Here is a 14814-nt window from a genome sequence, read left to right on the forward strand (position 1 = left end):
ATCCTATTCCCTCCCGTTCCTTTTTCTCCTGTAATAAAAATATCGATCAATCGCAATCCCTCCAACCGCTGAAATGGCCGTGGCGATAATAGTAGGAAATACGATATCTGTCGGGGAGTGAGCATCATAATTCATTCGAATCGCAATGACAGTCGTTGGAATCAGTGTAACGCTTGATGTGTTTATCGCTAAAAAGGTGACCATCGAGCGGCTGACCGTTGCTTTTCCTCCATTAAGTTTCTTTAACTGCTCCATGGCTTTAATACCAAGAGGCGTGGCTGCATTCCCCAGTCCAAATGTGTTTGCCATCATATTCGATAATATATATCCCATTGCTGGATGATTGGGTGGGACCTCTGGGAATAGCCACCTCATAAATGGTCTGAACAAGTTGGAAAACTTATCGAGCAGTCCGGATTCTTCCGCTATTTTCATTAACCCCAGCCAAAAAACCAAAATACTCATCAACCCTAGACAAAGGGTGACTGCTTCCTTAGCACTGACAAAAAGAGCTTCATTCACTTGATCCATCGTTCCATTTATCATCCCAAATACGATGCCGATCACGGTCATTCCAACCCAAATATAATTAACCATTGCTTTTGATTCCTAATACTGCTTCAAATAGCTCAGCCCAGGTAGATTGAAAGGATTGATGCTTGAAGCTTTCTTTTGTTTCACCATAAAAAATTGAACGTGAACCGATTTTTTTTCCATCGAGATAGATAGAAGCTTTGCCAATTACTTCAGGAATTTTTCGTTTATCTTTCCAAGCCTTCTGTGGTTTCAACAATTTCATTTTCACATTGACCAGTTTTCTTTCTTCTTTCGTGAGTGGATACGAAAAATCGTTTTTAATATATACATGGCCTCTATACGTTTTATTTTTCATATCTTTTACCAAGCCCTCAGGTAAAATTTCAGTTGGCTTATATTCTTTAAAAGCGGATTCATACATTTGAATATGATCATTCCAATCGTCGGGACCATTCAATGTTACAGCTATTAGATTATGTTGGTTTTTTGTAGCCGTCGTGACCAGGGTACGCTTTGCCAGTTTGGTAAACCCTGTTTTCCCCCCTGTACAATACTCATATAATTGTGTCAGAAGTCGATTTTTGTTCTTCCAGACATAATCCCATTGTTCTGTTGAATTAGGTGCTCGGTGCACCTTAGTACCGGCAATCTTTGCATACGTTTTATTTTGCATAGCATAACGAGTCAGTAAAGCCATATCATATGCTGTTGAATAATGGTTATTCGTATTATCCAAACCATGCGGATTTGAGAAATTAGTATTCTTCATACCGATTTCCTCTGCCTTTTGATTCATCATCCAGACGAAGCCATCAAGGCTCCCGCCCACCTTTTCGCTGATTGCGACTGCCGCATCATTCCCCGAACGTAACATCAATCCATAAACCAAATCTTCAAGCTTAATCTTTTCTCCTTCTTTCAAATAAAGGGAAGAACCCTCAGTCCCGAAGGCATTACTACTAATCTTTACTGTTTCCCCCATTTTTCCCGATTCAATAGCCAGTATAGCCGTCATGATTTTCGTGATGCTGGCAATACGGTTTTTTTCATGAGCATTCACCTCATAAATGACCCTTCCGCTTTCCTCATCCATTAATATCGCGCTGTGGGCACTAACGGCTACGTTAGCATTAGCGCTTTGTACCGGTGCTAGAAAAGACAAAAGGAGAATGATAATAAACAAACCTGATAACCCTTTATATAGAAAACGCATGAGTGCCCCCTCGTCTCTTAACTTGTTTTTGTACAAGTTTATGCAAAGGGACAAGGGTTATGAATAAAAAGAATGTGAATATCTATAAGATCCTAGGATTTAAAAGGGCTTTTTCATATAAAACTTTAAATGACATTATACAAATTTACCCATGTACTAGAACATATCAGGATAAATCCAAATGCTCCTCCCACTATTGAGGAGTATGAAAGGAGAATCATTTTAAATTTTAGGTAGAGTGAATTTCGGATCCATGTTTGAACCCAAAAAAAAATCGATAAGGGGACATGAGATGTCCCCCTATCGATTTAGCGTTCTATCATACTAACAATGCAGCGATTTCATCAATTTTCTTTGCACCGAATACTACTTCTTCATCATTGATGATCATAGCCGGCACGCTCATTACTTTATATTTTTTCTTGATTTCCTGGAAATTACTTATATCGACCATTTCAGCTTCAACGTTAGGGTTTTCAATAGCAATACGCTGTGCACCCACTACAACGTCTGGGCAGTAGTGACATGCCAATGATACCATAACTTTAATGTTCGCTTTTTTACTGATTGATTTAATCGAATTTAAAACAACTGAATCCAACGCTTGACCAGGTCCAGCTAGGTTATAAATAGCTAAAATGAAGGAATTCAACTCATGACCGCCTGGTACACCATGGTATTTGACACCACTGTATTCACCTCTCGAATTTATTAGAGAGACAACTGGGAACTTATCAGCATTGATTTTTTCTTCGATTTCCTTATTTTCACCTTTGTTATATAACTCAAGATGAAGTTTGTCACCTAATTCAGCAACATCCAACAAGAAATCACGCAATTCGACTGATTTTGGCAAACTTTCGTCTACAATAGATACCAACGTTACATCGCTTTCCATCTTGCCGAAGATTCCCTTTAATTGACCGCGTAGTGCGTCACTTAATAGAGGGCTCTTCCCTGCTGGAACAGCAGCCTGTTCTTTTTTCTCAGGTTTTTCAACAGCAGGCTCATCTTTAATACCTAAGCGATCTTTTTCTTCAGCAATGTATTTACCTGCATCCGTTGCTGCAATCGCTCCGTCAGAAACAGCGGTAATAATCTGACGCAAGGATTTTGGTCTTAAGTCGCCAGCTGCATATACACCTTTCACATTCGTTTTCATATCATCATCTGTGAGAATGTAACCAGCATTGTCCATTTCGATATGGCCGTTGAAAATCTCTGTTTTCGGTTCGTAACCAATGAATACGAATACTCCAAACGTACTGTCTTCTTTCTTCGCTTCATACTCAAACTCTTCCTTGGTAACGTTATTGATGAAGCGGGCACTTTGAATCATTCCATCCCCATATACCCCAAGGATTTCTGTATTGAATTTCACTTCAATCTTATCATTTGCCATTACTTTATCAACAATAGAAGGAGCACATGAGAAGCTTGATTCCCTGGCAATGATTGTGACTTTTGTAGCAAAACGAGTCAGGAAGATAGCTTCTTCAGCTGCTGCATATCCTGCCCCAATTACGAAAACTTCCAACCCTTCAAAAAATTCGCCATCACAGGTTGAACAATAAGCTACTCCACGACCAGTAAATTCTTCTTCCCCTGGGAATCCAAGTGTTCTTGGAGAGGCGCCAGTTGCAATTATTACAGCGCGCGCATGGTAATCCCCACTAAGCGTTTTAACGACCTTTACCTCACCAGAGAAATCCACTCCTGTTACATCAGCTTTGGCAAACTCCACTCCAAAATCTTCATTTTGAAGTTTCATTTCTTCAACTAACCTTGGGCCTGAAATATGACGAATACCAGGATAGTTTGCAATTTCTGATGTTGTTGTAGCTTGTCCGCCACCTGTACCTTTTTCAAGAATTATTGTTTTAATTTTTGCTCTACCTGCATATACACCCGCAGAAAGACCTGCAGGACCACCACCAATAATTATTAAATCATGTATTTTTTCCATAGTTGTTCTCCTTGCTGAATAATAATACTTACTAAAAAACAGTTTATTTTGAATAACAAAAGGCACTTATTTTAGGTAAGTGCCTTTTGTCATTAGAATCTTGTCAAACGAATTGTCTTCGTAATCAATGTGTAGATAGTGTCCAGTAACGAATTGGATTATATCCTCAAAAGATTAAAGTTTACCTACTAGATCTAAGCTTGGTTCAAGAGTAGCTTCACCTGGAGTCCATTTAGCAGGGCAAACTTTATCACCATGTTCTGCTACAAATTGTGCAGCTTGAACTTTTCTCACAAGTTCTTCAGCATTACGACCGATTCCTAAATCATTCACTTCGTATGCTTTAATTTGTCCTTCTGGGTTTACGATGAAAGTTCCACGTAGAGCTAAACCATCTTCTTCGATTAATACACCGAATTGACGAGATAAAACATTTGCTGGGTCAGCTAACATTGGATATTGAATTTTACCGATTGTATCAGTAGCATCAGCCCATCCTTTGTGGCTGAAATGAGTATCTGTTGAAACTGAGTAAACTTCACAACCAATTTCTTTGAATGTTTCATAGTTGTCTTGAAGATCAGCTAATTCTGTTGGACATACAAATGAAAAGTCAGCTGGGTAGAAGAAGAATACTGCCCATTTTCCTTTAACATCATCTAATGTTACTTCCTTGAATTCTCCTGCATGGTAAGCTTGTACTTTAAAATCTTCAACTTGTTTATTAATCAATGACATAATAAATTCCTCCAATAGATATATTTTTTAATCTGCTCCTATTTATAATAATTATTAAATAGAAACTAGTCAATAAATATACCTTAATAATTTTTAAGTTCACAAATTAGTCACAGTTTTTATATTGATATACATTAAACAATTTATAAACCGCATTGTACTTTAAAATAGCGTATTTAACACATCTTCAATGTTATATCAAGGTTAAAAATAACAACTATCCTAATTATTTCGAAAGATAATATTGTCTCCTTTTCAATAAAATAATAAATTCCAAATGAGAATCAATTGTCGATTTCATCCATACAATTTACTTCATCCTTCATATACTTCCCACATTATTCCTAATTAACCCCAAAAAACTAATCTGTACTGTCCTTTTAAACGAAAAAATGCCGAACCATAATGGCTCGGCCCTTCAACTCAAAACAATTCGTTTTTGGTAGAACATATATTTTATCCCTTATTGTTGTTTCCAAGTAAGCTTTTTCGCTTCGGTAAACCGTAATGCTGTTTGGGGCCAGTTTACAACGTCCCACCATTTATCCACATAAGAAGCTCTATTATTTTTATATTGTAAGTAATATGCATGTTCCCACACATCTAATACAAGTACTGGAATCGTATCCCATTGTGTTAAAATCATATGCAACTCTGATTGAAGAATTTCTAGTTTACGCGCACGTGGCACCCAGACTAAAATCGCCCAGCCAACACCTTCAACCTGTTTAGCTGCTTCACTAAAGTGATTTTTAAATGCTGCGAAACTTCCAAAATCCTTCTCAATCTGTTTAAGTAAGTCTCCCTTTGGCTGGCCGCCGCCTCTTGGAATCATCCCTTCCCAAAATATTGTATGCAAATAATGCCCGGATCCATGAAAGGCTGCTTCCTTTTCCCAATGTTTCAACAATGAATAATCCTTCGTCTCCCTGGCATTTTTCATCATTAATTCTGCTTTATTCAGACCATCTACATAAGTTTGGTGATGCTTATCATGGTGAAGGTACATGATTTCCTCTGAAATCGTCGGTTCCAACGCATTATAGGCATAAGGTAGCGGCGGAAGCGTATGTTTTCCAATTGGTACAGATTGAGATTGAGTTTGTCTTTGCTGAGTACCGAGATCTCTAGCTATCTCTTCAATTTCTTCGTAGACCCGAGCCATCTCTTCTTCAATCAAGACCATATTCTCATAATCTATTTCCTCTGCAACGAGATCATTAGTCCATTGGGAAAGCCTTTCAATGTTTGCCAACACTGTCGAATCGGTGATATCTATTCTCTCAAGGTATGCCATTATTTCATCAATCCAATCACTTACCTCTTTTGCATACTGTCTTACATCAGACATCTTTCAACCCCCCTGTAACCTACTTACACATAAATCATCAGAGTATTTTATGTTACGAATAAGCGAAGATTCCATTTATAAACAAAAAAAACAACAAGGCCTATTAAGCCTCGCTGTTTCTTTATCTTGACTGTAACATTTTCGTCCGGTAATCCGTTTCATAATACTCTAATTCTTCTCGCATGGTCTGAAATCCACTTTCTACAGATTTCAAAATAGATATAATGCTATCCGGTACACCTTGATGAAATTTAATCGAGTTTTTTCCCGTATAGGCAGATCGGCTGTCTTCAAACCAACGGTCCGATTTTGGGGAAAAATATTCTTCTATACATTGATGATACACTCTATATAGCGTCTTTTCAGCTGCAGCTTTATTAAAAACTTCATTTTTAAGGACGATTTGGCAAGCTTCTAAACCCTCTTCACAACTTACAAGCATTCTTCTTAAACTAGAGAGGATTCCTTTATAATAACTTTCTTCCCCGCTTTTTTCCTGTTGAAGCTTAGAATAGGTCGTCTCATTTATAAACTCTTCTAACTGAGCTACTGTCGTTTCTAAAAAGCTTTTTACATCCTCAAGCTGAGATTTTACCAATGTATTCCCCAACCGTGAACCCTCCTCAAAATGATTATGAAAGAATATTAAAATCTACATTTGATTTAATATCATATGGTTTAGCTTGGTCAATAGATATAAACACTTTCTCCAATTTTCCAAAATTTATATTTTCGAAATAACCAGCTAACTCTTTTTCTGAATTAATATATAAACGTTTTCGGCTAGCCAAACTCGGGTCTTTGAAAAGGCAAACCATTGCAATGATATCAGCCATATAAATATCTCGGTCGAAACTTTTGAATAAAGGATTGGTGGAATATGGAGTCCACCGAGCGACCATCTCATCAAAATAACGAAGATACAGCACATTCAGTGTCTTTTCTTCTCCATCCTTTATGTATTCTATAACGGATCGGTTAAAAAATTCCTCCGGAGAATTGGACTTTTCTTTTTCAAGTCCAAATCCATTGCATGCTACAATTCGCACCCGAAATCCCCCCGTATTCAGTTTTTTCTATATTATCACAATTTAAAGAAAAATGTTATTCGATTGTTTGTTGAAATTTCTCAAAAAACAAATCTGCTTCACCATTTTCGAAGCTTTCTTCTGAATTATCGGAGAGTGGCGGTAATTCTTTAATTGAGTTTAGACCGAAATAATCCAAAAACTCTTTCGTTGTCCCATATAAATAAGCCCGACCAGACCCCTCAGCACGTCCGACCTCTTTTATTAACACTTTAGTGACAAGTGTATGAATCGGCCGTTCCGTTTTGACACCGCGAATTTCATCAATCTCAGCTCTCGTAATTGGCTGCTTATACGCGATGATTGCGAGTGTTTCCAAAGCAGCCTGTGATAAACCTTGAGTACTTGAAGTTTCTACAAGTTTTTTTAAATAATCCGAGTGTTCTTTTTTTGTAGTCATTTGAAACACACCTGCTATTTCAATCACTTGAACCCCTCGTACATCCGATATATATTCTTCCTTTAAGCTTTCAATGATGTCTGTTGCTTGATATTCTGTAATTTCTAGGACAGAGGCAATTTGTTTGACTGAGAGGCCTTCATCTCCAGCAGCAAACAATAATGCCTCAAGAATCCCCTTCCAATTAATAACTTCCAACTGGTTCTACACCTTCCTTAGCTGCAATCATAATTTCCGAAAAATTATCTTCTTGTTCAACGATTATTTCATTTTGTTTCATTAGTTCCAATACCGCCATAAAAGTAATGACGATATGCTCCTTAACCGGTTGTGAAAAGAGCTCAAAAAAGCTTTTTTTTCCTTTAAATGATTGTAACTCAATCATGATTTCATCCATGCGTTTTTCAATTGATATCTCTTGTTTCGTCACTTTTGTATATAGGGGCTTTTGAATTTTTTGCCTTCGCAGTAGTTTTTGTAGAGCGCCCAACATATCGTATAGACTGATATTCAACTCTTGTTTTTCATTTTCCGTTTCTTTTACATAAACAGATAAATCACTCGGCGGTTTTGTAAACATCAAGCTTCGTTCTTCTTCCAACCCCTTAAATTCTTCTGCAGCATTTTTATACTTTTTATATTCTAATAGTTTTTCCACAAGCTCGTCCCGTGGATCTTCTTCAAATAGTTCTCCATCTTCATCAATCAATTGTTCATCTTCATGCTTGGGTAGCAACATTTTACTTTTGATAGCAAGTAGTGTCGCAGCCATTACTAAATATTCACTGGCCACATCTAATTCAAGATGCTGCATCGTATGAATATAGCCTAAATATTGCTCTGTGATATCAGCCATTGGAATATCATAGATGTCTATTTCAAGACGGTTTATCAAATGAAGGAGTAAATCCATCGGACCTTCAAAAGCATCAATTTTAATATTATAACCCATAAAAATACCCCATTTAAATCTAATTGGCCAATGTTTGGCCTATTTCTTTTACTAATCAAGTATAGTGGATTACCGGCCTTTATCCAATAATAATAATTTGGCACTTAGAAAAGTTCTTAAGAGGGATTTGTGTTTATTGGGTCAGTGCCCAATCACATTTGTAAAATTAACATAACCTAGGAATGTAAGAATACCAGAACAAAGGAGGAACTTATTATGGGTTTTGGGCATGGCGGCGGATTTGCGTTTATTGTAGTATTGTTCATTTTGTTAATTATTGTCGGTGCTTCTTGGTGTTAATTGAAGACTGATGAATCAAGCTGATTGCATAGCAATCAGCTTTCCTTATTTTCCAGGGTGTTTTTTGTGATAAACTAAAGAGAGTAAACACGCCCGGTGTAAAGCTGTTTAAAATGGCTTTTCTACCTTAAATGAACCTACCAAACAAAAGGGGTGCTCATATTGAATTACCCGGAAGACTACCTGTCTTTCCTTGTCCATTTTCATGGCACTAGGGATTACTTTGAATGTCACGAAATTCTTGAAGAATACTGGAAGGATACTGCACCAAAAGAGCGTGACTCGCACTGGGTCGGGCTGATTCAAATTGCAGTTGCCCTATATCACGACCGTAGAGGCAACAAACAAGGTGCTACAAGGACCCTTGCTAAAGCCATTGACAATCTCCGTTCGAAAAAAGTAGAGCTGCAACTGTTTGGCCTCGATCACGAAGAACTGCTTAATTTGCTTCAGAACACCCATGCACGTATGTTGTCTAAAAAACCATATGAAAGCATCAACCTTCCTATAACGGATCAAGAGTTGATTGTACAATGCCAAGCCATATGCAGTCAGGAAGGATACGTATGGTGCACAGATAGCGACATGGCTAATTTATCATTAATAGACAAGCATCTAAAGCGTGACCGTTCAGATGTTATTTCAGAAAGAGCTCGACAACTATCCCTCCGAAGAGCAAGAATAGAGGACCACTCTTAAGAGTGGTCCTCTATTCTTGCTCTCATGATCTAAGCTTCTTCACATTTGTCTAGGAAGCTTTCCGTATATTCATTTGCTTTTATTTCTTTGTCAGGATATTGCTCCTTTAGAGCCCTGACCATTGCTTTACCGATACCTTGCTTTCGAAAAGATGGATTTACAGATATATGTAGAATCTCAATGTGATTTGGAGAGACTTCTATTCCGATCAAGCCTATAATCTCTTCATCTTTCCATAAGAACAACTGTAGATTTTCATCTGTTTCGTAATTCTTCATCGTATTCCGAAGCACTTTTATCTCTTTTTCATTTGGCATGAAAGATAATAATCCCATGGCAAACTTCTCATAACTTTTCTTATACTTAATCAACATAATATCCCTCGTTACTAAATAACGTTTTTATTATCTACCTGTTTCTAATTAATTCGCTTTGAATAATAATCCCCACTTATAACATTTCCATCATACATAAAATTTTCTTTTGTTTCAACATCACTTTCAGCACTTGATTTATAGATCTCCTATGTGCTACGCGATGAACAGCCAATATACGATTCCCCACATCAAAGCGATAACAAGCATCATAAGTAAAAGAGTTTTATTACTTTTCCTCATCCCATACTCCCTTTATTCAATGGTCTAAATATTTAAATAACGAATTCATTTTACTATAACTTAGCACAATCTGACAAATACCCCTTGCAATCTTGCATTCATTTTACTACATTGATAAAGTAAACTTAGGATTCATAGCATATCTCACAGGTATATTAGACAAGGATACAATCACTTTTCGTCCTTAGTAAGAACATTAGCTATTTTGGACGAAATAAATATTTTTTATTAATCTGTATCTTTTTTACCTTTTGGTTCGTCCAATACTATGAAACTTTTATTTAAAGCGGTGCTCTTTAAATAAAAGAATCCAATTCAGCAGGAAATGTTAAGGAGGATAACAATGAAAAAAATGAAAAAATGGGTCATTGTGACCATTTTATTATGCCTATTATTGCCATATAAAGCCTTTGCGGACGCGGCTGTTGGTGAAATGATCGTCACACTAGGGGAAAATTTGACAAAAGAACAAAAAAGTATGCTATTGTCAGAAATGAAAGCTCCTGATGACGTTGAGGTTTTAACGGTTACCAATGCAGAGGAACATGAATATTTAGGGGATTATATTGCTAGCCGGCTAATTGGCACAAAAGCGATTTCATCCTCTGCTATTACATTAGAAGAAAAAGGTACTGGCATTAAATTGGAGTCGAAAAATATTAACTGGGTTACTGATGAAATGTATATCAATGCTCTGGCGACTGCTGGAGTAAAGGATGCCACCGTCTATGTCACTGCACCGATACCAGTTTCAGGTACAGCTGCTTTAACAGGAGTAATAAAAGCGTATGAGATTTCTTCCGATAAAACAATTCCGGAGGATGTGAAGCAAGCAGCTAATGAAGAAATGGTGAAGACAGCTAAATTGGGCGATGAAATCGGTACAGAGGAAGCCTCTGCACTCGTAACAAAAATCAAAGAAGGAATGGCTGAAAATCCACCGACTACGACTGAAGAAGTCCGTAAGGTTGTCGAATCGTCTGCAAATGAACTGGGAATTGTCTTAAATGAAGATCAGACCCAAAGTTTGATTGATTTATTTAATAAGCTAAAAGAATTGAATATTGATTGGAACGCTGTTGGTGATCAGCTGACAGCAGCAAAAGATAAGCTGTCCAATTTCCTTGGATCCGAAGAAGGACAATCATTTTTAGATAAATTGAAAGAGGTTTTCAATAGTTTAATAGACGCAATCAAATCATTTTTTAACTGATTTAGATAAGAAAAGAGGATGGCATAGCCATCCTCTTTTCTTAATCCTTATTCGTAACGGCTGCTTCATGAAGTGCCAAATCCAAATGGATAAGATCTTCGAAGGTTTCGCGTTTAATGACTAAACGAGCTTCTCTATCTTCGACGAAGACGACAGCAGGCCTCGGAATCCGGTTGTAATTATTGGACATGGAATATCCATATGCCCCTGTACAAAAGACAGCTAATACATCACCTCGTCCTGCTTTTGGCAAAGGTAAATCCCAAATCAACATATCTCCGCTTTCACAGCATTTCCCAGCAATGGACACTGTTTCTTCTACTGGATCAAGCGGCCGATTGGCAAGAATTGCATCATACTTTGCCTCATATAGAGCTGGGCGAATATTATCACTCATACCACCATCAACTGCTATATATTTACGAACATTAGGTACTTCCTTTTCAGAACCGACTTTATATAAAGTCACACCAGCGTCGCCGACTAATGAACGGCCAGGTTCAATCCAAATTTCCGGCATCTCCAAATCAGAATTAGCAACCAGGTTCTGCACTTCCCTAACGATTTCTTCTACATATTGAGAAGCTGGAAGCGGGTCGTCCTCTTCGGTATATCTGATTCCAAATCCGCCTCCAAGATTCAATACCTTTGGCTGGAAATCTAATGATTTATGCCAATTTTTAAGCTTGCTTATAATTTTTTGTGCGGCAAGCAGGAATCCAGTCGTTTGAAAGATCTGTGAGCCAATATGGCAGTGCAGTCCTAGTACTTCAATCCACTTGCTTTGTAGTGCTTGTCTAAGGGCCTCTTCAGCCTGACCGTTAATAAGATCAAAGCCAAATTTCGAATCTTCCTGCCCTGTTAAGATATAATCATGCGTATGGGCTTCAATACCTGGAGTCACACGAAGAAGAATTTTCACTTTTTGTTCTCGCTGTGTACAAATCTCTTCTAATAATGTTAGCTCTGAAAAATTATCGACTACAATACAGCCGATTTTATAATCCAAGGCCATATGTAGCTCTTCTTCACTTTTGTTGTTCCCATGAAAATGAATACGTTCAGTTGGAAAATTTGCTTTAATTGCTGTATACAATTCTCCTGCTGAGACGACATCGAGTGATAGGCCCTCTTGATCAGCCAACTGGATCATTGCAATCGAAGAAAAAGCTTTACTCGCATAGGCGACTTGAGCAGAAATACCCAATTCCTCAAATGTTCGCTTGAATCCTCTAGCACGCTCGCGAATTAACTCTACATCATAAACATATAATGGCGTTCCAAATTGTTCAATCAATTCGATTGTGTCCACTCCGCCAATCTCAAGATGTCCACGATCATTGACACGACCGGTTCCGTACAAATGCATGATAGCTCACCTTCCTGACTTAAAACTAACGATTAATAAGAAATGAGGCAGCGTCAAAGAGAGTTCCCACTTATGCAAGCGAAAAAGGTTCTCCCTCTTTGAAAAAGCCTCATTCAAATTAATCGATTATCCCGAATAAAAATGTTTTCCATCCTCTTTAATCAAACAAACTGCTAAGTAGTTCGAAGGGAAAGCCAGATTGGTTTAACTTCAAAGAGACAAAAGAGCTCTTTCTCTTTGTGAAGCCTTAACTTTACTGCTTTTTCCGAATAAAATTAAATTACCACAACTTTTCGACAACATCAACCTTTAGATTTTCTTGGCTGCCTATATATATCCTGGGGATGTACAATACTCGGACGTTCTATAGAACCTGGATAAGGTCTTCTAAATATTATATGAGACAAAGCTTTCGGCTGAAACGGGAGAAGCGGCCATAAATACGGTGTATTTAACGTTTTTATACTGGTAAGCAAAATAATATGAATTGTGATACCTATAATTAAGCCCGGCACTTTAAATAAAGCAACCAGCACAAGCAGCGCTAAACGGGAAATTTTATTCGCAACCCCTAGTTCTAAACTTGGAGTGACAAATGTACCGATTGTCGCTACGGAAGCGTAGAGAACCACTTCAGGGACAAATAGGCCAACATCTATTGCTATCTGTCCTATCAAAACTGCCGCAACCAAACCCATTGCAGTAGAAAGCGGGGTCGGGGTATGAACGGCTGCCATCCTTAAAAATTCTATCCCAATATCGGAAATGAAGATTTGGACAATAATCGGTATATGCGTTTTTTTATTCGGCCCGATAAATTCAAGATTATCGGGGAGAAGGGACGGTTCTAACGAAAACAATAACCAAATCGGCAGCAAATATAGCGAAACGAAAATCCCTAAAAAACGGACCCATCGCACCAAGGTTCCAACAGCAGGTGCCTGCCGATACTCCTCAGCGTGTTGCATGTGATGAAAAAGAGTTGACGGGGTAATGATGACACTCGGTGAAGTATCCACATAAATAAGGACATGCCCCTCAAGTAAATGCGTTGCCGCTACATCAGCCCTCTCCGTGTATCTTACAAGCGGATACGGGTTATATCCTTGCTTGACGATAAACTCTTCAATCGTCTTATCCGCCATCGTTATGCCATCAACTTCTATATTTTTCAATTCCTTGCGTACGACTGCTATTAAATCCGGATCGGCAATATCTTTAATGTATCCGATTGCTATATCCGTTTTCGAACGTTCCCCCACCTTCAAAATTTCAAAACGTAATCTTTCATCCCGAATTCTCCGTCTGGTTATCGCTGTATTAATGATGATATTTTCGACAAAACCATCCCTGGATCCACGGACGACCTTTTCCGTATCAGGCTCTACTGGTTGCCTTCCAGGATAACTCCTGACATCTACAACCAATCCCGTTGCTCTACCATCGACGACGATGACTATTAAGCCGGACAGCACTTGATCAACAAGCTCATCCATTGTACTTATTTCTTCAACAGATTGGTGGACAAGCAAGTTTTTGACTGTTTCAAACACTTTTGTCGTCATAATTTCAGCATTTTTGTTATGGATTAGCGAGTCAAGAATTCCAATGATGAACTCTGTATCCGTCAGCCCGTTCACATAGTATAAATGTACATCTTTTTTTAAGACCTTTATTCTTCTTACCCCTAAGTCAAAGCTGACGCCAAGACCTACTTTTTCTTCCATGAACGAGTCTACTTCCGCTACTTTATTCGGAATCGGTTTCATGTTTTGAGGATTTTCTGAAGCCATTATGACCGCTCCTTTCCAAAATAATTTCCACCGCAAGCTTCGTGATCGGTGCACCTTTTTTAATATCATCTTGATGGGACATTTTCCCGATATCCCCTATCCCCACCACTATTGGAACATTTAATTCATCGATGCAATACACTGTATCTCCTGTAATCTTTCCTAGTTCAAATTCCTCAGCCCCGTATTTATCAACTCCGTTTGGTGTTAAATTCCCATCCCGGTCAATACATACATCCACCTTTGTCCATTCTTCCCTCCTAGTCTTTGAAGCAACTGCAATAACCCCAAGGACATCTATATCAGGATGGCCGGCAACCACCTTCATCGCCTGTTCACCGAATCCTTCACCGATAAAACCACTATCATCAAACATAACCAGTACAGGATCATACTTTGCCTTTTTTATTAATTCAACTAGCTCATTGCCCGAATAACGGGATGGATTACCTTGGGACATAGAGATGCACCGTCCCCCTATTTCCTTAGCTACAAGCTGGACAGCCCGTTTTGCATACTCATCTCCATCCGTTATTAATATCACTTTTCGTTTGGTCACCATTTTGGCCCTTCTTTCA

16 protein-coding genes are annotated in these 14814 nt (G+C 38.2%); 3 read left to right on the forward strand and 13 right to left on the reverse strand.

The window, feature by feature from the left end; genetic code table 11:
* Positions 1-3: 3 nt before the first annotated feature.
* The 9 genes from JFV29_RS18415 to JFV29_RS18455 form a co-directional block, all read right to left on the reverse strand.
* Positions 4-597 carry a nucleoside recognition domain-containing protein gene (locus JFV29_RS18415; RefSeq protein WP_201185673.1) on the reverse strand — a complete coding sequence of 198 codons (594 nt, stop codon included), beginning with the start codon at positions 595-597 and terminating at the stop codon, positions 4-6.
* Positions 590-1750 carry a D-alanyl-D-alanine carboxypeptidase family protein gene (locus JFV29_RS18420; RefSeq protein WP_201185674.1) on the reverse strand — a complete coding sequence of 387 codons (1161 nt, stop codon included), beginning with the start codon at positions 1748-1750 and terminating at the stop codon, positions 590-592. The genes JFV29_RS18415 and JFV29_RS18420 overlap by 8 nt, the downstream gene beginning before the upstream one ends.
* A gap of 319 nt (positions 1751-2069) precedes the next feature.
* Entirely contained in the window at positions 2070-3716 is a 1647-nt protein-coding gene (locus tag JFV29_RS18425) for an FAD-dependent oxidoreductase (RefSeq protein ID WP_201185676.1), read from the reverse strand.
* Between the two features lie 174 nt (positions 3717-3890).
* Positions 3891-4454: an alkyl hydroperoxide reductase subunit C gene (gene ahpC / locus JFV29_RS18430; RefSeq protein WP_053346830.1), complete on the reverse strand. Its 564-nt coding sequence runs from the start codon at positions 4452-4454 to the stop codon at positions 3891-3893.
* A gap of 463 nt (positions 4455-4917) precedes the next feature.
* Positions 4918-5805, reverse strand: coding sequence for a superoxide dismutase (locus tag JFV29_RS18435; RefSeq protein WP_201185678.1), 888 nt, complete (start codon positions 5803-5805; stop codon positions 4918-4920).
* Positions 5806-5926: 121 nt separating this feature from the next.
* Positions 5927-6415, reverse strand: coding sequence for a YpuI family protein (locus tag JFV29_RS18440; RefSeq protein ID WP_053346832.1), 489 nt, complete (start codon positions 6413-6415; stop codon positions 5927-5929).
* Between the two features lie 22 nt (positions 6416-6437).
* The gene (locus tag JFV29_RS18445; protein WP_056525160.1) at positions 6438-6854 is read right to left on the reverse strand and encodes a hypothetical protein; all 417 of its coding nucleotides are present in this window, start codon (positions 6852-6854) and stop codon (positions 6438-6440) included.
* Between the two features lie 55 nt (positions 6855-6909).
* Complete coding sequence (gene scpB, locus JFV29_RS18450) at positions 6910-7491, reverse strand: SMC-Scp complex subunit ScpB (protein ID WP_053346834.1); 582 nt, start codon at positions 7489-7491, stop codon at positions 6910-6912.
* Positions 7478-8245: a segregation/condensation protein A gene (locus tag JFV29_RS18455; protein WP_056525164.1), complete on the reverse strand. Its 768-nt coding sequence runs from the start codon at positions 8243-8245 to the stop codon at positions 7478-7480. The genes scpB and JFV29_RS18455 overlap by 14 nt, the downstream gene beginning before the upstream one ends.
* 216 nt (positions 8246-8461) lie before the next feature.
* Here JFV29_RS18455 and JFV29_RS18460 point away from each other — a divergent pair, with 216 nt between their 5' ends.
* Together JFV29_RS18460 and JFV29_RS18465 are read left to right on the forward strand one after the other, a co-directional pair.
* A complete protein-coding gene (locus JFV29_RS18460; protein WP_083450810.1) occupies positions 8462-8545 on the forward strand; it encodes a YjcZ family sporulation protein in 84 nt (27 codons plus the stop codon).
* Positions 8546-8698: 153 nt separating this feature from the next.
* Entirely contained in the window at positions 8699-9244 is a 546-nt protein-coding gene (locus JFV29_RS18465) for a DUF309 domain-containing protein (protein WP_309557873.1), read from the forward strand.
* Positions 9245-9273: 29 nt separating this feature from the next.
* Here JFV29_RS18465 and JFV29_RS18470 read toward each other — a convergent pair whose 3' ends face one another.
* Positions 9274-9618: a GNAT family N-acetyltransferase gene (locus tag JFV29_RS18470; RefSeq protein WP_201185680.1), complete on the reverse strand. Its 345-nt coding sequence runs from the start codon at positions 9616-9618 to the stop codon at positions 9274-9276.
* 586 nt (positions 9619-10204) lie between these two features.
* On the opposite strand from JFV29_RS18470, the gene JFV29_RS18475 reads away from it, so the two are divergent.
* A complete protein-coding gene (locus JFV29_RS18475) occupies positions 10205-11074 on the forward strand; it encodes a DUF1002 domain-containing protein (RefSeq protein ID WP_446728257.1) in 870 nt (289 codons plus the stop codon).
* 40 nt (positions 11075-11114) lie between these two features.
* Here the strand turns inward: JFV29_RS18475 and lysA are convergent, their stop codons facing one another.
* From lysA to JFV29_RS18490, 3 genes are all read right to left on the reverse strand, one after another.
* A complete protein-coding gene (lysA, locus tag JFV29_RS18480) occupies positions 11115-12443 on the reverse strand; it encodes a diaminopimelate decarboxylase (protein ID WP_201185681.1) in 1329 nt (442 codons plus the stop codon).
* Between the two features lie 302 nt (positions 12444-12745).
* A complete protein-coding gene (locus JFV29_RS18485) occupies positions 12746-14236 on the reverse strand; it encodes a spore germination protein (protein ID WP_397443368.1) in 1491 nt (496 codons plus the stop codon).
* The gene (locus JFV29_RS18490) at positions 14193-14798 is read right to left on the reverse strand and encodes a stage V sporulation protein AE (RefSeq protein ID WP_201185683.1); all 606 of its coding nucleotides are present in this window, start codon (positions 14796-14798) and stop codon (positions 14193-14195) included. The genes JFV29_RS18485 and JFV29_RS18490 overlap by 44 nt, the downstream gene beginning before the upstream one ends.
* Positions 14799-14814 lie beyond the last annotated feature (16 nt).

Source organism: Peribacillus sp. TH16 (assembly GCF_016651095.1).
GTDB classification, from domain to species: domain Bacteria; phylum Bacillota; class Bacilli; order Bacillales; family DSM-1321; genus Peribacillus; species Peribacillus butanolivorans.